The 22,639-nt window shown below is 51.7% G+C and carries 20 protein-coding genes and 1 tRNA gene; 1 reads left to right on the top strand and 20 read right to left on the bottom strand.

Annotated features, from left to right (window positions below):
* Positions 1-379 precede the first annotated feature (379 nt).
* The 6 genes from BLP45_RS13290 to BLP45_RS13265 form a co-directional block, all read right to left on the bottom strand.
* Positions 380-1,486, bottom strand: a complete 1,107-nt coding sequence (locus BLP45_RS13290) for a fatty acid desaturase family protein (RefSeq protein ID WP_090372971.1) — start codon at positions 1,484-1,486, stop codon at positions 380-382.
* Between the two features lie 166 nt (positions 1,487-1,652).
* On the bottom strand, positions 1,653-2,204 hold the full coding sequence (gene rfbC, locus BLP45_RS13285; protein ID WP_090372970.1) for a dTDP-4-dehydrorhamnose 3,5-epimerase: 552 nt from the start codon (positions 2,202-2,204) through the stop codon (positions 1,653-1,655).
* The gene (rfbA, locus tag BLP45_RS13280) at positions 2,201-3,088 is read right to left on the bottom strand and encodes a glucose-1-phosphate thymidylyltransferase RfbA (RefSeq protein WP_090372969.1); all 888 of its coding nucleotides are present in this window, start codon (positions 3,086-3,088) and stop codon (positions 2,201-2,203) included. Before rfbA ends, rfbC begins: the two co-directional genes overlap by 4 nt.
* A complete protein-coding gene (rfbD, locus tag BLP45_RS13275; RefSeq protein WP_090372968.1) occupies positions 3,085-3,987 on the bottom strand; it encodes a dTDP-4-dehydrorhamnose reductase in 903 nt (300 codons plus the stop codon). Before rfbD ends, rfbA begins: the two co-directional genes overlap by 4 nt.
* Positions 3,987-5,048, bottom strand: a complete 1,062-nt coding sequence (gene rfbB, locus BLP45_RS13270) for a dTDP-glucose 4,6-dehydratase (RefSeq protein WP_090372967.1) — start codon at positions 5,046-5,048, stop codon at positions 3,987-3,989. The genes rfbD and rfbB overlap by 1 nt, the downstream gene beginning before the upstream one ends.
* 104 nt (positions 5,049-5,152) lie before the next feature.
* Complete coding sequence (locus tag BLP45_RS13265) at positions 5,153-5,884, bottom strand: pseudouridine synthase (RefSeq protein ID WP_090372966.1); 732 nt, start codon at positions 5,882-5,884, stop codon at positions 5,153-5,155.
* A gap of 133 nt (positions 5,885-6,017) precedes the next feature.
* On the opposite strand from BLP45_RS13265, the gene BLP45_RS13260 reads away from it, so the two are divergent.
* Positions 6,018-6,094, top strand: a tRNA-Val gene (locus tag BLP45_RS13260).
* 482 nt (positions 6,095-6,576) lie between these two features.
* On the opposite strand, the gene BLP45_RS14675 is transcribed toward BLP45_RS13260, so the two are convergent.
* From BLP45_RS14675 to xrtB, 14 genes are all read right to left on the bottom strand, one after another.
* Positions 6,577-7,158, bottom strand: coding sequence for an FxDxF family PEP-CTERM protein (locus BLP45_RS14675; protein WP_176754759.1), 582 nt, complete (start codon positions 7,156-7,158; stop codon positions 6,577-6,579).
* 499 nt (positions 7,159-7,657) lie between these two features.
* Complete coding sequence (locus BLP45_RS14670) at positions 7,658-8,212, bottom strand: FxDxF family PEP-CTERM protein (RefSeq protein ID WP_176754758.1); 555 nt, start codon at positions 8,210-8,212, stop codon at positions 7,658-7,660.
* 226 nt (positions 8,213-8,438) lie between these two features.
* Positions 8,439-9,887, bottom strand: coding sequence for a mannose-1-phosphate guanylyltransferase/mannose-6-phosphate isomerase (locus BLP45_RS13245; RefSeq protein ID WP_090372965.1), 1,449 nt, complete (start codon positions 9,885-9,887; stop codon positions 8,439-8,441).
* A gap of 125 nt (positions 9,888-10,012) precedes the next feature.
* Positions 10,013-11,038 carry a UDP-glucose 4-epimerase GalE gene (gene galE, locus BLP45_RS13240; protein WP_090372964.1) on the bottom strand — a complete coding sequence of 342 codons (1,026 nt, stop codon included), beginning with the start codon at positions 11,036-11,038 and terminating at the stop codon, positions 10,013-10,015.
* Positions 11,039-11,338: 300 nt separating this feature from the next.
* Positions 11,339-12,037 carry a class I SAM-dependent methyltransferase gene (locus BLP45_RS13235; RefSeq protein WP_090372963.1) on the bottom strand — a complete coding sequence of 233 codons (699 nt, stop codon included), beginning with the start codon at positions 12,035-12,037 and terminating at the stop codon, positions 11,339-11,341.
* 47 nt (positions 12,038-12,084) lie between these two features.
* Positions 12,085-13,182 (bottom strand): non-hydrolyzing UDP-N-acetylglucosamine 2-epimerase, encoded by a 1,098-nt coding sequence (wecB, locus tag BLP45_RS13230; RefSeq protein WP_090372962.1) that lies wholly within the window; start codon positions 13,180-13,182, stop codon positions 12,085-12,087.
* Between the two features lie 4 nt (positions 13,183-13,186).
* Positions 13,187-14,110 (bottom strand): polysaccharide lyase family 20 protein, encoded by a 924-nt coding sequence (locus BLP45_RS13225; RefSeq protein WP_090372961.1) that lies wholly within the window; start codon positions 14,108-14,110, stop codon positions 13,187-13,189.
* Positions 14,111-14,187: 77 nt separating this feature from the next.
* A complete protein-coding gene (locus tag BLP45_RS13220; RefSeq protein WP_090372960.1) occupies positions 14,188-14,931 on the bottom strand; it encodes a WecB/TagA/CpsF family glycosyltransferase in 744 nt (247 codons plus the stop codon).
* Positions 14,932-15,401: 470 nt separating this feature from the next.
* The gene (locus BLP45_RS13215; RefSeq protein WP_176754757.1) at positions 15,402-16,460 is read right to left on the bottom strand and encodes a glycosyltransferase family 4 protein; all 1,059 of its coding nucleotides are present in this window, start codon (positions 16,458-16,460) and stop codon (positions 15,402-15,404) included.
* A gap of 295 nt (positions 16,461-16,755) precedes the next feature.
* Positions 16,756-18,234 carry a hypothetical protein gene (locus BLP45_RS13210; protein WP_143002448.1) on the bottom strand — a complete coding sequence of 493 codons (1,479 nt, stop codon included), beginning with the start codon at positions 18,232-18,234 and terminating at the stop codon, positions 16,756-16,758.
* A gap of 85 nt (positions 18,235-18,319) precedes the next feature.
* Entirely contained in the window at positions 18,320-19,123 is an 804-nt protein-coding gene (locus BLP45_RS13205; protein WP_090372957.1) for a polysaccharide lyase family 20 protein, read from the bottom strand.
* Positions 19,120-20,655, bottom strand: a complete 1,536-nt coding sequence (locus BLP45_RS13200) for a lipopolysaccharide biosynthesis protein (protein WP_176754755.1) — start codon at positions 20,653-20,655, stop codon at positions 19,120-19,122. Before BLP45_RS13200 ends, BLP45_RS13205 begins: the two co-directional genes overlap by 4 nt.
* Before the next feature lie 12 nt (positions 20,656-20,667).
* A complete protein-coding gene (gene epsI, locus BLP45_RS13195; RefSeq protein ID WP_090372955.1) occupies positions 20,668-21,363 on the bottom strand; it encodes an exosortase-associated protein EpsI, B-type in 696 nt (231 codons plus the stop codon).
* A 76-nt stretch (positions 21,364-21,439) separates the two neighbouring features.
* Positions 21,440-22,342 carry an exosortase B gene (gene xrtB / locus BLP45_RS13190; protein ID WP_090372954.1) on the bottom strand — a complete coding sequence of 301 codons (903 nt, stop codon included), beginning with the start codon at positions 22,340-22,342 and terminating at the stop codon, positions 21,440-21,442.
* Positions 22,343-22,639 lie beyond the last annotated feature (297 nt).

Here is a 22,639-nt window from a genome sequence, read left to right as displayed (position 1 = left end):
GGCGGAAGCCGTCTCCATGGCCCCGAAAGTAGGCCAAATCCGCTATCATTTTATTCTCGGCCTGGTTAAAGCCGGTGAGAAGGAGAAAGCGCGCAGGGAACTTGAGCAGTTGCTCGCTACCGATAAGCACTTCTCTTCCGTCAATGAAGCAAAAATATTGCTCAAACAGTTGTAAGAAATGTAGGTAACATGCCTGCGCGCTACAGTAGGAACCATGAATATGTTGCATGCCGGCGCGAACAAGGACATTGCGGGAGGGATCAGGCAAGAGGAGGGTCAATCCGCTTCTCTCGCCTAGCCGGCTAAGAGATGGACGGCAAAACAACCCCGCGCAATTCCATCTATTTTCACCCGCGCCTTAAATCAATCAAAGCTTATATCATCCGTTTCTTTGCCTGCCAATCGCATTGTCCAAGGTGGCCCCGGGGATGGGCACTTTGGTTTTCAGATTTGATGCTGACGCTTCACGCCAGATACGTCGCAGCGCATCCCACATACTGGTACGCACAGTCTTCAGGTAAAGCGTATTGTCACTCAAACCACTCACCAAGCGGCGCTGAGCCTTGCCAAGATTATGATAGGGCAGGCTCATGAAAAGATGGTGTGTCGCATGGTACCGCAAGCCAACCGGAGCCCATAAGGCGGTGATGAATAAATTACCCGGTACATTGATGGAGTCGAGATATTGCTCGGCAAATTCCATCTGATGATCACCAGGATTGCGATAAGCATGCGCGCTCAGTGTGCGCAACGAGTTTATAAAGAAAATTACCATTGCGATCGCATACCAGAGAACAAGAGCCTTATAGGTCAAGATACCCAACGCGATGCAAAAGATGGCTACTGTTACAAATACGAAAGCAGCAAACTCTTGCAGCCGCCAGTGCTTGTCATTGCGAATTGCATTTTCTGCACGCTTATAACTCATATCGATAGTAAGAGAGGATGCCCTCTCCCAGATCAATTTACGCAATGGCGGGATCAGATATGACAAAGGCGTGAGGAGGAGGAAACGGACGATAAAGAAAAACGGTAGTAGGAACGACAGCAATACATAGCCTACCATCGCCGACGGTTTCAGGGTTGCGAAGGGAATATATTCGCCGTCCTTGCTGGTGCCATAGACGTCAGGCTTGTGATGATCGCTGTGCACGCCGTCATACGTAAAGGATGGAATCAGTAACGGTATCCCGCAAATAACATTCCATACCAGACGGAACAACTTGAACGTGCCTTTTCTCAGATGGGCCAATTCATGAATGAAAATAGCCGCACGATAAAGAGCGAACGTAGCAACGATAACACTCACAAGCTGCCAGGCGGAAAACAGCGGCGTGGAAACAGCAGCCACAAAGGCAGCCCAGCCCAATGAGATATGAAAAAGAAAATCAATCCAGTAAATCCAGGGATTTGGCGTCATCAGATCGCGGACAAGGTTGTGCGCCTCCCGCAATGGAAATTCCTGCCCAGCTATCGTTTCTCTCATCTCGCAGATCCTTGTCGGACTGTTTCCTTTCACGTTAACTTAAATTTGCTTGCAGTCATTGCCCATTTCACACTGCGGAGCTAATTACCATCGGCTCCACTGACAATACTACCGGCCTTAAATTATTCCATTTATTCGGGTATCTCGCATATTAATAAGTTGAGGCTCACGCAAACACCTCCGCATTAGCGAGCCTCGCTCCTTGCATATCTTTGGCTGAAACGATGGGTTGTGTACCATTGCCGATTGGCCAGGAAATGGCAATTTCCGGATCGTTCCATGCGAGGCTGCGCTCCAAATCAGGAACGTAATAATCGCTGGTCTTGTACAAGAAATCAGCGCTGTCGCTCAACACGTAAAAGCCATGGGCAAATCCGGGTGGCACCCACATCTGGCGGTAGTTAACTTCAGTCAACTCCACTCCAACCCAGCGGCCAAAGGTCGGAGAGGATTTGCGGATGTCCACGCACACATCAAATACCGCACCACGCGCGACACGCACCAATTTCCCCTGAGGTTGCCGTATCTGGTAGTGGAGACCGCGCAGCACATCCTTGACCGAGCGACTGTGATTGTCTTGCACAAATTCTATGTCAAGTCCGGTGGCTTGACTGAAATTTTTCTGGTTGAAGCTTTCGAAGAAAAACCCCCGGCTGTCACCGAAAACTCGGGGCTCAATGATCAGCACGTCGGGAATAGAAGTGGGAATCACCTTCATGCAATCATTCCCTCCTTCAGCAGGCGCAATAAATACTGACCATAGCCGTTTTTGGCCAACGGATGTGCCAACTTCTCAAGCTGTGCGGTATTGATAAAACCTTGCCGGTAGGCAATTTCTTCGGGGCATGCTACTTTGAGACCTTGGCGGTGCTCGATGGTTTCAATGAAATTGCTCGCTTCTATCAGGCTCTCGTGCGTGCCCGTGTCCAGCCACGCATAACCACGGCCCATAATTTCAACGCTGAGCCGGTCGCGTTCCAGGTAGATACGGTTAACATCCGTTATTTCAAGTTCGCCACGAGCGGAGGGCTTGAGCCCGCTGACGATATCCACGACTTCGTTATCGTAGAAATACAGGCCGGTGATAGCATAATTGCTCTTGGGCTGGAGGGGTTTTTCTTCCAGTGAAGTCACTCGATCATTGGCATCAAAAGCAACTACGCCATAACGCTCCGGGTCCTGTACATGATAGGCAAATATGGTCGCTCCTTCCCGCTTTGCCATGGCGCATTCCAATTGCATCTGCAGATCGTGACCATAGAAGATGTTATCGCCCAGCACTAGCGCGCTAGGATTATCCTTGATGAAATGTCTGCCAATGGTGAAGGCATGGGCCAGTCCGTCCGGGCTGGGTTGTATGGCATACTGAAAATTTAGCCCCCAATCGCTTCCATCGCCTAGCAGTTGCTCAAAACGTGGCGTGTCTTGCGGCGTAGAGATAACAAGAATGTCGCGGATGCCTGCCAGCATAAGCGTGCTCAGGGGATAGTAGATCATCGGCTTGTCATAAATAGGCAGCAGTTGCTTGGAAACCGCTTTCGTCACGGGGTAAAGCCGCGTACCGGAACCGCCGGCGAGAATGATGCCTTTGCGCTCGGTCATAACGGCTTCTCAAGAACTTCGGTAAGCATGCGTGCTACACCGGTTTGCCACGGCGGCAAACTCAAATCGAAGGTATTTTGCAATTTTCTGGTTTCTAAACGCGAATTCTTGGGCCGCTGCGCAGGTAGGGGGAATGCGCTGGTTGGTACGGGACAAACGTTTTCCGGCGCGACCTTGAGTCTGAGCCCGGTCTGGCGGGCTAAATCTAATACAAAACAGGCATAACCGTACCACGACGTCTCTCCTGCCGCAACCACATGATAAAGACCGGACACTCCTCGCTGTTGCAAAGCCGTGCGGATAGCGTGAGCAGTAATGTCCGCCAGCAGGTCGGCACCAGTGGGCGCGCCGATCTGGTCGTCGATGACGGTGAGCTTTTCGCGTTCCTGGGCTAGACGCAACATGCTCCTTGCGAAGTTGCCGCCACGCGGACCAAAAACCCAACTGGTGCGAAAGATCAGATGATGGCAACCCGAGGCAAGTATGGCTGCCTCACTCTCCACCTTGGTGGAACCGTACACATTCAACGGTCCGGTCGGATCGGATTCCACGCGGGGTTTGCTCCCACTGCCATCAAACACGTAGTCGGTAGAGTAATGAACCAGCCAGGCTCCGAGCTTGCGGGTTTCCTGGGCAAGCATAGCGGGAGCCAGAGCATTGATAGTGCGGACTCGCTCCGGCTCGCTCTCTGCCTTATCCACAGCGGTATAGGCAGCGGCGTTCACGATTACATCGGGTGCAATTGCTTGAACAGTTTGGGCGATACCGTCAAGGCAGGTAAAATCGCCGCACAACTCCCGGCTGTGAGAATCCAGTGCCACCAACTCGCCCAAAGGCGCAAGACTGCGCTGTAGCTCCCAACCTACCTGCCCGTCCTTACCGAACAACAGAATTTTCATCAGCTGCGTCCTTCGTAATTCTTTTCAAGCCAGGTACGATAAGCGCCGGATTGTACATTGCTGACCCAGGCAGGGTTGTCCAGATACCACTGCACGGTCTTATGAATACCGGTTTCAAAAGTCTCGGCGGGTTTCCAGCCCAGATCGCGCTCAATCTTGCTCGCATCGATTGCATAGCGGCGGTCATGGCCAGGGCGGTCCGTGACGAAGGTGATCAGGGCATGGTAAGAGCCGATAATTAGAGGCCTTAGCGCATCCAGCAACGTGCAAACGGTGTGCACGATATCAATATTAGGTTTTTCGTTTCGCCCGCCTACGTTATATGTTTCACCGGGAACGCCTGCTTCCAGTACCCGGCGGACGGCACTGCAATGATCTTTTACGTACAGCCAGTCGCGGATCTGCTGGCCATCGCCGTACACGGGCAATGGTTTTCCCGCAAGAGCGTTGACGATCATCAGTGCGACGAGTTTCTCGGGAAATTGATATGGCCCATAATTGTTGGAGCAATTGGTAGTAATCACAGGCAAGCCGTAAGTATGATGGTAGGCGCGAACTAAATGGTCGCTGGCAGCTTTGCTTGCCGAGTAGGGGCTATTAGGCTCGTAACAATGGGTTTCATCGAAGGCTGGCTCACCCTTGCCCAAAGAGCCATAAACCTCATCCGTCGAAACGTGGATGAAGCGAAAATTCTGCTTTGCTTTTCCATTTAATCCATTCCAGTAGGCCCGCCCGGCTTCCAGTAGCCGGAAGGTGCCCACTATGTTAGTCTGGATGAAATCTTCCGGGCTATGGATGGAACGGTCTACATGGCTTTCAGCGGCAAAGTTGATAATGGCGCGCGGTTGAAAGCGCGCGAACAACTCGGTTACAAGAGCGGAGTCGCCGATGTCACCACGCACGAAGGTATGTCTCGCATCTGCTGCCAGCCCGGCAATATTTTCCAAGTTACCAGCATAGGTAAGCAAATCGAGGTTGATAATCGCCTCGTCGGATTGGTTTAACCAATCCAGCACAAAATTTGCGCCGATGAATCCGGCACCACCCGTAACTAGAATCATTGTTCTCCTTAAAACTTATATTTTTACAGCTGCTGGGAGCATTCAGTTATTTTTTAAACTATGCGTCTCTAGCCAAGCCGGCATCCTTCATCGGGCAACCTGGACTAGAACTCTTCGCAATCCCCCAAATAACGCCACTTTCCCACGGGCAGATCGCCCAGTTTTACTCTGCCGATACGAATGCGCTTCAAGCCGGTAACTTTCAGCCCAACCAATTCACACATCCGACGGATCTGACGCTTCTTGCCTTCGCGCAAAATGAAGCGTAATTGATCTTGATTCTGCCAGACTACCGCCGCACGTTTTAATGGTTGACCATCCAGACTCAAACCATAATGTAACAGACCCAATCCATGCTTCGATAGGTTGCCCTGGATGCGTACGAGATATTCCTTCTCGATCCCCGACTCTGCACCGATCAAGGATTTGGCGATGCGCCCGTCCTGCGTAAGTACCAGCAATCCCGACGAATCTATATCCAGCCGCCCTGCTGGGGCCAGCCCTTTCAAATGCATCGGGCTAAAATGTTGCGAGGTTTGATCGCCACGAAAGCGGGATTCTTCATTGACCAGGCGAACCGCAGGTTGATAACCCGGTTCCGGTTGGCTCGATACGTAACCAACAGGCTTATTTAGCAGCACTGTCACCCGATTCGCCTGCTGCGCTTGCGCCGAATTGTCTAGCTTTATTTCCTGTAAGGCATAAATCTTGGTGCCCAACTCAGTAATGCGCTCACCATCCACAAATACCCATCCGCGTTCGATATAGCGATCTGCCTCTCTGCGCGAACATAGCCCTCTCTGGGACATGAGCTTGGAGAGCCGGATTTTTTCCATAGGTTGAGAGTGCCTTATGAGCTTGTATGGATAGAAAGCACGAAAGCAAGATTGCGTCAGTCAATTACACAATTGCCAGAACTCGGCATTATAATTTGAACCCTCGTCTCGTTTCAGATAAAATCCGATTTCCAGGCGCGTAGCTCAGCTGGTTAGAGCACCACCTTGACATGGTGGGGGTCGTTGGTTCGAGTCCAATCGCGCCTACCAGGAAACCGGCAAGTAACTTGTCCGGCTAAATATAAAACCGCCTCCGAAACCTACTCTTGGCGGTTTTTCTTTTTGGACAGCTCTGACCGAGAATGCAAATGCATGCTGTGGCCAAAGACCAATAACCAATGACGGAAAATGGCCGCTGCTCTTGTATTCTGACGAAAGTCAAACTACAGCGGCATTCCTGGATGCGAGGAGGCTCGGGCCGATCGCAAGGTGTGATGAGTGGTTGGAACGAGCGTTGAGCCCATCGGAGCTTCAGGCTCAATATTTGTCGAGCCGTGCTTCAAGTCAAGCAAAATGAGCCATGCTGAACTGCCTGAAATTAGACATCCTTTTCGATTATGCAGTAATGCAATGTCAGCAAGGGGGCTGCCAGATCGAAGAAAAAGGATGTGCCAATAAGAAACAGAAACGGCCTCTCGGAAGAGGCCGTGATAATGAATCTACAGCTTAGAACAATACCTGCCTTGTTTGACTCAGGAAGTCTTGTTCATGCTCCGGCGGCGGACAACAGCCCCCATCAGCCCCAAGCCAGCGAGCAGCATGGCAAAGCTTTCGGGTTCAGGAACCGGCGAGATTTGGATCGCTCCGCTATACGCGCCACCCAGAGTGCCACTCGTTACCCCGGTGATGTTGAGATAATACGCCGCCGCGTCCAGGGGTTGATCATAGGAGAAACTGATATGACTGTTGTCATTTCCAATGTCAGTAAATGTGGCTGTCTTCAGCATCTGATCGTCACCTCCCCCCACCGCTCCATCAGCCCCAGTCGAAGAGAGAGTAACTGTGGCGAGTTCCAGCGCAAAAGTTCCACCATCACCCGAAAGGGTAATTGGAAAATCTATGACACTAAAACCTGAACGGATAGCGGGCCCCTCTGGAGTGAAGAGGACAGTATCATTGAGGCCTGTTGCGCCGCCGCCCATCACGATTCCGGCAAAGGATGTCGGCACATCGAACCTGACTGTACCAGCATCAATGGACGCGGCATGGGCACCAATACTGGCACCCGCAAGCATTGCCACAGCAACAGCTTGCTTCAAAGAAGAATTAATCATAATCCATACCTCCTTAAGTTTGTATTTGAAATACTTCGACCATCGAAATTCCCTGCTTGGATTTGCTAGACCACGCAGCAAACGATTCCTTTCGATGGCGACCAACCATCACCGAGTCCCAAAAGCTAATTCACAAACTCGATGCCTCACAGATTACCCTGAACGGTGAAGCGGTCAATAGACCGTTCGGACTAGAAAAAATATTTAATTAAATTAATTACTTATCCTTCCTTTCATCCATAAGCATCTTCCACACCAACAACCCCAGATATGAGCGCGATTGCACATCAATCATTTCGAGCGGTATAAGTAGCTTTCTAAACGGCGGCCATTTACCCGACGGAATGAAAGTTGCGTGATCGCAGCAAAAGCAAACTGCCGGTATTGCAAAAGACGAGAAAATTGGAATGGCCCCTGCGGGAGCCTTGCCCGACGAAACGTCTTATGAATCGGGCAAAACGCTTCCGGTATTATGCGGCCGTCCCAAATTGACTGTCCATCAAGAGGTCTTGCGCGAGCTCCGGCGCCGAACAACTGCACCCATCAGCCCCAAGCCAGCCAATAGCATTGCATAAGTTTCAGGTTCGGGAATTGCTGCTATCGCCCCATGGTACAACCCGCCCTCCGTGCCATTCGCGATACCAGCGATGCTAAGATAAGCGTCCCCTTGCAGGGGTTGACCCCATGCCAAATTGATAGACTCGCTGCCATCTGAATTCGCAACCGTCCGGAGGACCGTATCGTCCTGGTTGAACAATACTCCGTCAGGATTCGAAACAAGCGATAGCGACGTGAGCATCGTATTGAAGCTTCCTCCATCCGGAATAGTTAATGGAAAATTCTGGACAGTGTAACCAGAGCTTGCAGTAGCCGGTAGAGTAAAGGAGAAGATGTCATTAAACGCTCCGGGGGCCGAGAGGGCGTTGTTGAAGGATGTCGGCACATCAACAGCTACATTACCAAGGGTGTGCTCCCCGGTATGAGCATGAACCCCGGCGCTGGCGCCTGCCAGCATTGCGATAGCTACAGCTCGTTTCAAAGAAAAATTAATCATAGTTACCTCCTATAACTTAAAGCACTTGAAATCAAACCATCTGTGATATTTGAAACACAGAAAAACGGTTGATAATTTTTTGTTGACAGTAGTGAGGTACATCTGAGGTACATCGAGTCCGGGAAAATTGAAATTTCCAAACACGATGACTGACAGGTTACGCTGAATAGTAAAGCGGTCAATAGACCGTTCGGACTAGCAAAAATAAAGTCGAAAAAATAGCGGCTTACCCTTCTTTCCGTCCATAAGCGTCTTCAAAACGAACAATGTCGTCCTCGCCCAAATATGAGCCCGATTGCACCTCAATCATTTCGAGGGGTACGCAGCCCGGGTTTTCCAAGCGGTGGCGTGTACCGAGCGGAATGAACGTGGACTCATTTTCGGATACCAGATAGGTTTCATCGCCGCGCATCACCTGTGCCGTGCCGCGCACTACGATCCAGTGTTCCGCGCGGTGATGGTGCATTTGCAGCGATAGGGCGGCGCCCGGCTTAACAACGATGCGCTTTACTTGAAAACGCTCGCCCGAATCCACGCCGTCGTACCAGCCCCAGGGACGAAACACCTTCCGGTGGAGTTGTCCCTCAGGTCTTCCCCGGTGCTTAAGGTCATCGACAATTTTCTTCACATCCTGAGTCCTGCTCATATGGGCGACGAGGATAGCGTCCGGCGTTTCGACGACCACCATGTCCTCCACTCCCACGCAGGCTACCAGCCGGTCTTCCGACATGACGAGCACGTCATGGCAATCGTGCAACATCACATCGCCTTGGGATACGTTGCCATCGTGGTCCTTGGGCAATACCTCCCACAACGAATCCCAGGCGCCAACATCAGACCAGCCGGCCGAGAGCGGAATGACCGCACTAGCAGGCAATGAGCTACCACCAGCAGCGATCCGCTCCATTACAGCATAATCAATCGAATCGGTGGGGCATTGCATGAATGCATCTCTGCTCACGCGCAAAAAATCGCCATCAATCGAACCCTGTTCCCAAGCCGCACGGCACGCCGCCAGAATATCGGGGCGACAGAAAGCGATGGCAGAAAGCCACACTGAAGCTCGCAACATAAACAAGCCGCTATTCCAGAAATAAAAGCCGGCATCAACATAAGCCTGCGCCGTGGCCAGATCCGGCTTCTCCACAAAGCGTGCGATGCGGCAAGCTCCCTCGTCATCCAGCGGCTCCCCGGACTGGATATAGCCGTAGCCTGTTTCAGGTGAATCGGGCCTGATGCCAAAGGTGACTACCTCGCCTTCAGCCGCGAGCGTCATGCCTTTATGTACCGCCGCCTGAAAGCTCTTTGTATCGACAATTACGTGATCCGCCGGCATCACCAATAAAACCGGATCCCCCCCCTCACGCAGCGCTGCCAAGGCAGCCAAGGTCAGGGCGGGAGCTGTGTTGCGTCCGACTGGCTCAAGCAGGATGCTGCTTTTCTTGCCCATCAACCGTAATTGCTCGGCGATCACGAAACGGTATTCTTCGTTGCAAACCACTAACGGCGCTCCAAGCTGCACGTCTTTCAATCCTTCCATACGGCGGACTGTAGCCTGCAACAGGGAATCTTCTCCGATGAGCGGCAAGAGCTGTTTTGGGTACTTCTCGCGTGAGAGCGGCCACAGCCGTGTGCCGGATCCGCCGGAGAGCACGACAGGGATTAATGATTGCATGGAAATTTCCAACAAGTAAGCATCTTAGCCGTATTGCCCAATTAGGAGCACCTTTCTGCCTTCCGCAGGCTAAACGCCATCGAAGGATATTGAGAACGTGTGGATCACCTCGCGCTCTCTGACTTTCAACTTACATAGCCATTAGGATTAGAACGCTGCCAGCGCCATGCATCCTTACACATTGCCTCTAGTCCACGCTCCGCCCGCCAACCAAGCAATTTCAACGCCTGTTTTGGATCGGCGTAGCAAGAGGCAATATCGCCTGGGCGCCGGGGAGCGATTTTGTAAGGCACAGGCTGTCCGCTCGCTTGTTCAAAAGCCCGCACCATATCGAGTACGCTGTAGCCGGTGCCTGTACCCAGATTTACTGTCAAACAACCGGCCTGCCCTTGCCATTCCGGGCTGCTCAGCGCTTCCAATGCCTTAAGGTGGCCCAGCGCCAAGTCCACCACATGAATATAGTCCCGTACCCCAGTACCATCCGGGGTCGGGTAATCATTGCCCCATATATTGAGACTTTCCCTACGTCCTACCGCCACTTGGGCTACGTAAGGCATCAGGTTGTCGGGAGTGCCCTGCGGATCCTCCCCGATCAAGCCGCTGGGATGAGCACCTACCGGATTGAAGTAACGCAGGATACCGCACCGCCAGGAAGAATCACTGCGATGCAAGTCGCGCAAAATTTCCTCAATCATCTGCTTGGTGCGCCCGTAAGGATTAGTAGCGGAGAGCGGATGGTCCTCCGTCAGGGGCAATCGCTGGGGATCACCATAAACCGTGGCGGAAGAACTGAACACAAGTGTTCGCACCTCACATTCACCCATCGCCTCTAGCAGGCGAAGAGTCCCGACAATATTGTTGTCGTAGTACGCAAGCGGCTGTTTAACCGATTCCCCGACGGCCTTGAGACCCGCGAAGTGGATGATCGCATCGGCCCCGCTCTCCCGCAGGCCTGCTACCAATGCAGTACGATCGCGGACGTCGCCCCGAATCCGATGCAATTTTTTGCCAGTAATGTGTTCCACCCGCTTCAGGGCCTCTGGGTGGCTGTTACAAAAGTTGTCGAAAACCGTGACATCAAAGCCGGCGTTAAGTAATTCAACGCAGGTGTGCGAACCGATATAACCGGCACCGCCGGTGACAAGAATCATGCTAAGTGTAATAATTGAGTGCAATGGAACCGGCCTGTAGCGCACTCATCAGGAAGGTGAAGGTCACACGGTGCAAGAAGTCCGCCGGTCATGGTGCTCATTTAGAATCACGGTTATCAATCAGGGTATGATACTGAGTCAATCGGGGAAGTCTCCTCACTCACCCAATTACGCTTGCTCCGAACTTGTGGAAATTGCCCGTAAGGTTTTGAACCTCTTAAGACTTCAATTTATTTGCTTTCTCAAACCTTAACAGCTCGTTAAGTTACCGTCAAATCCGTCCAAGCGGAACAACCATACTTACTTGGCTAACACCATTAGCGAGAAGCCTCCAAGTATTCTTACCGTCAGATCCTGATCAAGCAAGAATAATAACTTCCTGGGAATCCTCAGTAAATCAGCTTTCCAGCCGCGATTCGGAAGCTCTGAGCCGTTTGTGTAGAAATAATCTACTATCTCATACCCCGTATCTGTCAACGTCGCTAATGCTGTTTCCTTGGTAAAATGGTGAATGTGGCCGACCGACAGTCTCTGTTTTATCAGCGGTGAACCGCGGAGAACCCATTGCACTGACAAATCAAGAGGGATATGAAATACTTTGTAGGTTCCCTTATCCCGCAAACTGCGTAGAAATCCGAAATAGTCCTCTACGTGCTCGAATACATCAATGGCCATCACAACGTCAAACCCAGCAGTCTCGCTGTTGTCCAACAAACTTTTGTGAAAGTAACGCAGATTGTGTCTCGTCTTCCTGCTGCAAATTTCAAGTGCATGAGGGGAAATTTCATATCCTGAAAACAGCGTCTTGTCATAGCGATTAGCCAGACAACTTAGTATGGCTCCAGCACCACATCCTACCTCGCAAACTGTTGATGGATAAATGTTGTTTTCTTTTAATAATCTGTCTATTTTCTCGGCCTTCCAGGGGGAATCCTGTTCGCCCCACGTTGGGTTATTGGCAAGGTAGGTTCCATCCTCATAGATGTTCTTTATACTCATACTTACTCCTTGGCGGAAACATCCGTATCATCGCATGCAATGGTTCGTCACATCTCCTTCACCAGCACGTCAACAATCCGCTCGGCAGCTTTGCCGTCCCACAGATGGGGCCGGCGGCCCTGTTTGCCTTCGCCGCGCAGCACCCTGCGCACCTCGGCAACAATGCGTAGCGGGTCGGTACCGGCCAGCACATTGGTCCCTTCCTCCACTGTGATTGGGCGCTCGGTATTGTCCCGAATGGTGATGCATGGTACGCCCAAGGCGGTGGTTTCTTCCTGAAGGCCACCGCTGTCAGTTAGCACCACCGCAGCGTCCTTCCACAGATTAAGGAAAGCCATATAAGGCTGGGGCCCAACCAGCGTAATGTTCGGCCCCAATTCGATGCCGAACTTCTCTAGATTGCCTCGCGTGCGTGGATGCACCGGGAAGATCAAAGGCAGCTCGGTTGCAATTTCCTTTAGCGCTCCCCCGATGCGTTCCATCATCTCCGCGCTATCCACGTTGCTGGGTCGGTGTAATGTAACCACCCCATACTTTCCTCCATTAAACGCCTTGAAGGCGTTTGTTTCAAAACCCGAAATATCGGTCCTAGCTAACTTTTCTGCTTGGTACAGCAAGTTATCGACCATTACGTGCCCAACATAATGAATCACCGAATCCGGCTTCCCTTCTTGCTTTAAGTGCACAATGCCGCTTGGCTCAGTCACAAAAAACCAATCCGAAATGCTATCAGTAACCATGCGGTTAATCTCTTCCGGCATAGTCATGTCGCCACTACGCAAACCGGCTTCAACATGAGCCACCGGAATGTTCAGCTTCTTGGCAACGATCGAGCACGCCAACGTCGAATTCACATCGCCAACCACCAGCACAGCATCAGGACGCTCAGTCTGGCAGAGTTCTTCAAACGCCACCATGATCTTGCCTGTCTGCTGCGAGTGGCTGCCACCCCCGGCCGCCATGAAAACATCCGGCTCGGGAATACCCAACTCGTCGAAAAACACATCGTTCATATCCCGGTCATAATGCTGACCCGTATGGATAAGCTTGAACGTCAAGCCGCCATGCGCTTGCAAGGCACGTACGATGGGAGCGATTTTCATAAAGTTTGGGCGAGCCCCGGCGACCAGATACATACCTTTCATCTATTTAGCCCACCTGATTTAGTGCAAATAATGGCTTCCGGTGAGCTATAAAACCGATACAAACCAGCCCCAACAGCATCATCAGATACGCGCTTGGCTCAGGGGCGACGGACATGGCCATGGATTGATAGGTTTCATTCCCATCTCCAATCTTGACGCCGGTGGAATAAGTTGAAATGGGTTCCGAGTTGGATGACCAATCATACACGCCGTTCTTGAACCACACCCCCCACTCGTCATTGAAAGTGTTAATGTGATTTCTCTCCTGGAAAAGCAATACCCCGTCCTTCCAGAATTCAAGAAACCCACTATTATCCCCCGCCCATTTTACGTGAAGGTCCAGGTAAGTCCATTTCCCTGTTTCAAGTTCCCATGAAGCCAAGTCACGCTGCTCATAATCGACTCCCTTTATTGCTAACGTGCCGGGTGGCGCGGTAACCCTATCGTAATCGAACGAATTTATTAACTTTAATTTATCACCCTCAATCCAGAGAGCAAGAGGCGCATGCCGCGCGCCGCTTTCACCCACATCGGGCTTGTCGTGGACCTGCGCAATAACGGCAACATTCTTGACGTCTTTCCATGTATCGGGAAGGTAATAGCCCCAAGAATACCAGCGCTCCGATCCAATAGGATCCTTAGGAGCGCTCATCTCCGAACGATAACCTCCCTGGGTCGGAGCATCGCCAGTGGCGCGTGTTGCCATCGCCACCAACTCACCAGATCCCGCCGGATCGAGAACTCGCTCTAAATGACCTGGAACACCATTTGGGGGTACGTTAGAGCTATAGCCAACGCCGTTCGTTTCGAGCTGATAGCGGGAAAAATCGCCTGTGTTAAATCGTCCATCGAAGACAACATCCGCCCAGGCAAAACCACCAGAAAGCGCAAAAACGAAACAGGTAAAACTAATTCTCAATCCCATCATGGCTCACCTCGCCTAAGAAAAATTATTAATCGATACTCAAAGTAGCCATGGAGTACGCCCAAGACAAAAAAGCGGAATTAGGCGTCACGGCGTACGACTTCTTTCAGCAGTAGCCAGAGAAATGCCATGTCATCAATGAAGTAGCGTTTGAACATGCGGCGCGGCTCCTGCAAAAAGCGGTAGAACCACTCAAGCCCGGCGTTTTGCATCCAGACCGGCGCACGCTTGACTTTTCCCACCGCCACGTCGAAGGTGCCACCCACGCCCATGGCGAAAGGAATTTTCATCTCGGCCTGGTAGCGCCCGAGAAAATGCTCCTTCTTTGGGGAACTGATAGCAACAAATAATACGTCAGCGCCGGTAGCTTTGATCCGCTCAACCACTTCCGCTTCCTCCTCCGGTTTCCAGTAGCCGTTTCTATAACCGGCTACGGTTAAGCCGAGGTATTTCTTCTCGTAAACTTGCTTCACGTCGGAAACCACCTCTTCCCGCGCACCGAGCAGGTAAACGCGCCATTTTTTTTCTGCCGAACGCTGCATCAGCGCCTCGAACAGATCTACCCCGGCAACACGTTCTTTCAGAGGCTTGCCCAGTACACGGGATGCCCAAACCACTGGCATTCCATCCACGTTGATCAGCGCGCATTCATTAATGATACGGCTCAATTCCGGATCTCGGCTAGCCTTGACCAGCTTATCCACGTTGACTACGACATGTTGGTGAGGCTGGCCGGATTTGATAAACCCTTCAATCGTCTGCAGCGTCTCTTCCATCGAAAGATTGTCGATCTGACAACCCAGTATATTGATACGTTGTTTCATAATCAACCCACTCCTCTGCAAGCAATTCAATCATCCCGCCCGGCTGCTTTTGCCGATCTACGGGTCAACAAACGACTCGTGCCTTCGCCTCCGTAACATTGCGCGAATCTCGGCAATGGTGCACATCGGATCTGACCCGGTCTAACTTGCTATCAAAAGGGAGCAAGCTTGTGAGCGGTGGCGCTAATCGCTCTGGGCCGGTTCGGACAAGCACAACCGCGTTAGCAAGCCCCACGATCTCTCTCAGGATTACCCGCAGCCAATTACCACGCCTGCTCGCTCGGCCCGCAGTGCGGGAAAATGCTACCGAAACTAACCTTGCCGCCAGACTTCGCTCCCCGACGCCAAGTACTGTGGGCGCAACAGATACAACAGATCGACGCCCCTTGAAATCAATCTCCAACACCATCAATCTGATTGATATGTCAGGTTAACACTGCACGAGCGCAATGAATGTATAAATCAGGCCATCAGGCCTTATCCTTATCCAGCTTTGCTGCGTGATAGATATTACCCAGCGCTCCTAGAATTTTTGGGATGGAGAAACGCTCTTTCGCACGCACAAATGCCCGCTCGCGCATACGCTCGTTAGCCTCGGTGTCAAGCAAAGTGTTAATGAGGGCGTCTGCCAATGCTTTTACATCCCGTGGAGCCACTAAAACGCCACAAGCGCCATCCTCAAGAACATCAGGGACACCCCCGACCGCAGTGGATACTACCGGAACACCTGCAGCCATTGCTTCAACTATGGATACCGAAAACCCTTCATAGTGTGACGGAAGCACAAGCAGGTCCGCCGAGGCCAGCAGTGCCTCCTTGGCGGCTCCATCAACCCATCCGACAAGATTCAGAACATGGCTCACACCGAGCATCTCTGCTTGCCCCGCCACTCCATGCAAGTCACCGTCTCCGGCCAGCGTAAATTTTGCTTCAGGTATTTGCTCGAGCACGCTTGGGATAGCACGAACCAGATCGAATACGCCTTTCTTTTCGTGCAATCGACCAAGAAAAAGGACATGGCCTACATTCTCTCGTAACGCAGAAATACGTTCTGGCATAAACACCGGATTGCCGAGCACTGCTATCGTTGCACCGGGTACAAGCTCCGCGAACTCAGCACGCCAACTCGAAGTCAAGGTAATTACGCTGCGCGCATTCCGCAGCGTATGTCGTACCCAGCAGCGCGCCAAAGGACCGCATTCGCTGCGAACAAACGTCGGAAATTCGCCGCTATGGACATGAAAAATGTAAGGGATGCGAAAGGCCCTAGCGACAGCACAAAAAATCGACTTGCGCCAAAAACTTCCACGTGATGCACTGTGCACATGCACTAGCGCTACCTCTCTTCTAATCAGCATATGTATAAAAATCACAAGCGCGCGGATCATCACTCGGAGCTGCGAGCCCAGCCCTGGCCGCTCATAAGAGCTAAGGTAGCTGACGTCCCATTCGTCAAAGAATCCGCAGTTTTGGTACGTTCTGACGACCGATGTCATTCCTCCGGCCCCATTGAGGGAGATGCCGATCATGACAACCTTCTTCGATGACCTATTTCTCATCGCGCCTCAACGCAAGATGCACAAAATGTCTTCGACAGGAAACCCAACGGGACTCTCTGGAAAGCCAATTGCTGCAGGCAAGTCGAATACGTGTTGGAAAACTGGCCCATGTGCGCTGAGCAGGGGAAGCAGGTCAAGGTATTTTCGTTGACGGCGATTCCCATGCCTCTACAACTGGGGAGGAGACGCTCCGCAGCAAGCATAGAGGCCCGAAATCCGAAGCAAAGCGTAGGTTTGTCATAAAGCACAATATAATCCCTTTAGCCTAATTAGCGCGACCTACAGCCGCCCCGAAAGACCTATTGGCACTTCCTGCAGATACGCCATGGCTGCGAGCCAAACGATTCGTGGAATACATGGGCATCGTAGCACGCCAAGCCGAACCGATAATCAACCAAAAAATAAAGGCGCCCCGCGGGTCAGTCAGCACCGGGGACGAGGGCGTGTTGGCCAAGAGCAGCGTCACCGCTGCCAGCGCAAGAAGAGAAACGCGGTAAACCGGCGTGCCAACGGAACACCACGCACGCCGCAGCAATGTTATCCACAATACCATGAAGAATACCAGCAGCAAGAATGCGCCCACGAATCCGGATTCCGCGATAACATTTGGCCAATAGGTATCAACCAGGAACTTGCCTTGCAAAAACCACCAATAACGCCCAAAGCCTAATTCCCAAAAAAGCTTCAGATCAAATTTCTGCGCGCCGACGCCACCGTAGGTGCCAAGCCCTGAGCCGAGAGGAAAAAACTGGTGAGCGACAGCGATTCCGTTCGTTGAAAGAATTGCCCGTTCGGAAGGACGAGATAAATCGTCTACCATACCCCACTGCGCGAGCGTGTCCCGCATGGGAATATAGTCAAAGTAGATGAAGCCTGCAATCAGAAGGCCACCCAACAGGGTAGCAAAAATTACCATTAGATGCAGGTATTGCTTCCAGGAAATCGCGGCCAGCAGAAACAGGGCAAATACCATTGCCAACAACTCCTGGCGCTGCCCTGAAAGCAATACAATCGCGGCATAAAGCAAAATGAGTAAACCCCACCTCCATCCACGCTCGACCAGGAACGTGGCCATCGCACCTGCCGCCAGTAATGCGCTGATAATTGCGAGGTAGCCGGAATGGTTAAAGGGGCCGCGATATCGCGCACCTATTCCAATTACAGGATTTACTGATTTGTCGGGATTCTCTCCAAAAACGTATGGATGGATTTCCGGCGCCGCAATTTCCACGGCTAGAATGGGAACTATGAAAATCCACGACCACGCAATAATTTTGCGCATAAGGTCGTCCACCCGTCCATTCCATATCAGTAGAGTACCCAGACCAAGCATGAGAGGCCACTTCAAGTTGTACTGCAACTGCCAGAGCGCAGCAAACGTCTGGGAACGGCCCAGCATGCTACTCAGCAGCGCCATCCCAAAATGAAGCAGCAACAGAGCTAGCAGCAGTCGCAGCACCCAATCCTGGCGCGCGAGATTCCATACGCATTGAACGCTTGCTAGTACGAGTCCAAAGAGCACGAGTTCGAGAATATATCCGATGGGTAGGCCGCTGCTCTGCTGCAAGCCATGAACAAGCAGCATGCCCCACCAAACTCCAACTAGTAAAAAACCGCGCCGATCCTCAACACGTTGCCCTAGAAACAACAGAGAGAGTAACGTGGAAAGCACGACGATACCGAACCCAGCGAGGAGCACAAATTGCCCCGCACCAATCAACAGTCCACCTAAAAGGGAAAACACAAAAAATATCACTACTACGGCTAGTGACCAGTTCTTTCCCCAGCTCCTTGAATCAACAGCATTCATCGTGTTGTCTTAATCTCGCTCATTTCTGACACGGGGTCAGCGCGGCCATCTCCGCGTAGCTCGACTTGGGGCCGCCAAGATGGATGAAATCCAGGTAAATGCTGCGCTCTGGAACCATCATGCTACCGGGTAGGTAAAGGCCCGCCTTAGGGTAGTTGCCGCCCTGGGTCTGATAAGCGTTGGGAGACTTGAGGCTCTCATATGCCTTATCGCCATTCATCCAAAGACTAAGCGAACCGCTTCCAGGGGTATGGGACCAATCAGCACGGATAACAAAACAATACCACTGCTGAGTCCTGATTTTGTCCAGCCGGACCTTCTGACTGACGGTATTCTCCCTTGTCACGGCATCTGGACCTTCGATATTTCGATGATTGAAATGCAGTTCGAGATTAAGGTCGTGGCCTTGCGCAATCAATGCCACCGGAGGCGAGAAGGGCTTGTTCTTCTGACTGGTATGCAACTGGCCAATTATTGTGGGGGAGGGATGAAATTGCCAGTTCTCGGGAAAATATACACTGAGGGCATACCAACGAACGCCCTCGCGCAGAAACTCCTTCAGAGGAACAATTTCGGTGCGGAAGCCACCGAATATTTTCTCATCAGTATTCCGGACTCGCGCCCTCAATACGGTTTTGCCGCTACCGGCGGGGTCCGGTAGCAATTCGATATTAGCTGGATCGGCGCTTTGCAGATTGTAGCGCTTATAAAAATCCTCGGCAGGAACCGCGCCTCCACGCGAATTATCGACCTGCGCGAACGCCGAAGCGGAAATACATAGCAGCACGATAAACCTTGCTAGGCTGAATAATCTATAATTCATTTCCTTCTCCTTATCATTGGCCACCGTCGAATTTTTTCGGGCAACATTGCTTCCTCTTCAGGTGACCATGCTTGCAGAAGCAATACTCCGGCCCACATCACTACAAAAGAGACCCCTGCTGCAAATAGCGTGGCTACAATCCCGCCACGCTCCGGTATAGCGGCAACAATTCCGGATGTAAGAAGGGCCGCGAGACTGAATTTGGCTAGGCTCACCCAATGTAAGTGATACCGCCATTGCGGAGTCTTCAGCCAGACAAGCACCATATACGAGTAAGCAATTTCGGCAGTCACCAGCACTAGAAATAGAAGTACCCAGTGCTGCGCTTCCGCGACGACAAAAAGTAACAACGGCGTGACTGTGAGAAGGATGCTGGCGCGGCTGGTAAGGCCGGAGCGGCCGAGTGCGTGTGCCAGCACATCAGTCAGCCGGTGGTGTGCCCAGACAACAAGCACACTTAGCCATCCCACGAGGAACCAATGCGCGGCTGCGTAACGGCCGCCGCTCAGCAAGCTACAAATCTCCTCGCCACGTACAATAACCAGGACCAATAAAGGCAATAGAAACAGAATGTTTGCCTTAAATACCAATCCGGCCCGCGCTTCCAGTTTTCGAAGGTTGCCGTCTTGGGAAAAGCGGGCTATCAGCAGTGTGCGTATGATTCCCAAAAGAAAATCCATCGGCATGAACTTGCGTACCTGCTCAGCGAGATTGCGTGAGAATCCGAGTGGTGCCGTGGCCTCTGACCCGATAAGGCGGGTGACTAGTAGTATCACCATCTGTCCCCCCCAACTCAAGTTGGCCAAGTTACTCAACCATGCATTGCGGCCCGCTCGAAACATCTCCGCCCAACGCGGTAGGCGCCAGCCGGGTTCACTGGCTGGGTCGTTCCGGCACGCCGCAAGGTGCCGATAAAGAAAGACGGCCGCAATCAATAGACTTCCAGTGCTGGCGCATAATTCCGCGAATCCGAGGCCCTCCGCAGTCCTCCACTCATCATTTTGAAACACCCAGAAGGCAAAAATGAGCATGGTAATATTGCGAACCATTTGACTCATCTGCGCCGCAGCCTGCAACAACAGGCACGACAAAAGCTGGTCCCGAAAAACTCGACCAACCCCCTCTACAAACATCACTACTGCATAGACTCTGAACGCGCCTGTTGCATTCCCCACCCTGAACCAATCATTCAGCCATGGCGCCAGGATGAATAGCACGCACGCGCCAATCAGCAGCGTAGTTGCCTGCACAGCCACACACTGCCAGACAAATTTATTAAGCACATTCCCAGCGGCCTTCAGCTTCGCTTGAGGAACGAATACAGCGGTGACCCACTCCATTCCGAAGCCAGACAAAATCAGCCCAATCTCCAGAAGAGCAAATGCGGCGATATAGTTAGCGTATTGCTGCTCCGGAAGTTGCCGCGCAATCCACACAAAGATAAGAAACGCAGCCAGAGCATTTAGTAACCGTCCGCCGGTGTACTGAATGATGCTACGCCGAATCGCGGCCCCCGAATAACTACCGCCCAAGACAATGCTTCATTAGCTACGAAGCTGATCGCTAGTATTACCGATCAGTTTTGTCCTCTGCTCGGCTGTTAGCGCTTCGAGTAAATGAGCGATAAAGCGATCATGCAGCACATATGCTTTTGCAGTATCTCCGCCAATTGAAGATACCCGGAATATCAAACCATCCGGTATCTCTCCCGTCAGCCCAAACTTTAATTGAACAAGCCGTTGCCAAAGAAGTCCGGTTACGGTTTCATTGCCGACCCTGATCCAATAGGTGATAGGCTCCTGACGAGCTCCGGCTTGCGCATTGAGTCTTTTGACGGGCAGCTTTGCGTTCGCAACTGTAATCTCCTCCTCTCCAACCTTTTTCACTAGAAAGCCCTGACCTGTATAACAGGACTCGGGTCGATGAACCCTCAAACGTCCGGTCTGATCTCCGCCGTAAGCAATGGCGAGCATTACCCGTTCGCCACTGTCCCCTACATAAGTACGCGCCAGCGTTTCGTCATAAATCTGGTTAACCTTTTCCGTCAATTCTGGAGGCGGTAATACCGGAATTATCGTCTCATCAACTCTCCAGCCGGAAAAATTCTTAGGAATGAACGATTCAAGGCCAATACTCTCGTGCTCAACCCGATCTTTGCCGGGCTGAAGCAGAAGCGCCATCGCGCTGGAGGCAAGCATCAAAAAGCCGATGAAGACTGTTTTGATTATCATCTTTTTCATTCCAGAACCCTAGATTTTTGATAAGAGTCTCAAGCTCGTGCTCTTACATGCCCATATGAAAACTGCTATCAGAATACTAATGAGCAAGTTCCTGTTCTCTAATAGTAAATCGAAGTAAGGAATCAACAAACATGATCAGCAGCAGCGCACTGAGAAACAGCACCATGCCCGCAAATCCGTGCAAAAAACCCTGACCCGCCTCGTCGCCAAAGTGGTAGGTAATTAGCGTCAACACTATTACGCGGATAACATTGGCGGTAAACGAGATTGGCACGATCAGTATGGCTAGCGCGACATTGCGAAAAAAAGAATCGTGCCGTACGATATTAAGGTAAAGCAGGCCCAGCGCTTCAAGTGTAAAAAGTGTTTGCAAGCCTGCGCAAGCGTCGGCCACCAGCAGCTTGTATTGCCCAATCTGAAGAATGACGCCGTTGCGGCCGATTGGGTAATTCAACCAGAAAAGAATGTGCTCGGCTACGTAGGAAACGGCCATCTTCATAGGCATGGTTACAGTATCTACGACTTGGCCAGGAAGCGGTATCATGAAAAGCATGAAGAAAAGTGGAAACCATTGTGCCTTGAGGGCGGCGCTGCCGCGCATGAGCAAGAGAATAGCGGCGAGCAGCCAGATCGCCGAACCAATCTCCAGGATCAAAACCTCTTGTGAACGGCCAATAATATAAAACAGCAAACCGAAGATGAGGATGGGCCAACCAATTGCGGCGGCAGTGGGCTGGTCCTCGCTTACGCGCCACATATGGGGCCATTTACGATAGGCCAGCCAGCAGGCCACACCGAGGACGATAGGACCATGCGCTTGCTCATCAGTGGCCCAGATGCCATTAAAAAGATCAGTTAGGCTAGGTAAGTAAAGCACAGTCAGTCCGACGATAACCGGTAGCCAGATGACTAACTGGTTGCGCCAATTTTCAGGCTGGCCTGACTGCCGGTCGGCAATAATCGAAGAATTAATACTCATTTTGTTTTTGCAATCTCATTACCTGCAAGTCGCGGCCATGCTGCTGGCGTTGGGATCATTTTCAGGCTTCTCTTTCTTCGTCGCGCGCAATCTGTTGCTGTGGGTCTGGTACCAGTGCCATGGGATAAACTGATTCATGTTGTTTTTTTGCTTGCCCATGTGATTGGCTTTGCCAGCGGATTGCAAGTTTCGGCAAGAAATTGACTGCCAAGCTTGGCTAACGCGACAACAGCAAATAGCAGCTTTGTTCTCTCCGTCCTTCGATATGGATGAGAAGAGAACGTCTGCCCCCGCAAG

It is taken from the genome of Nitrosospira sp. Nl5 (assembly GCF_900102495.1).
In the GTDB taxonomy this organism is placed as follows: Bacteria; Pseudomonadota; Gammaproteobacteria; order Burkholderiales; family Nitrosomonadaceae; genus Nitrosospira.
This window is presented reverse-complemented; position numbering and strand designations above follow the sequence as displayed.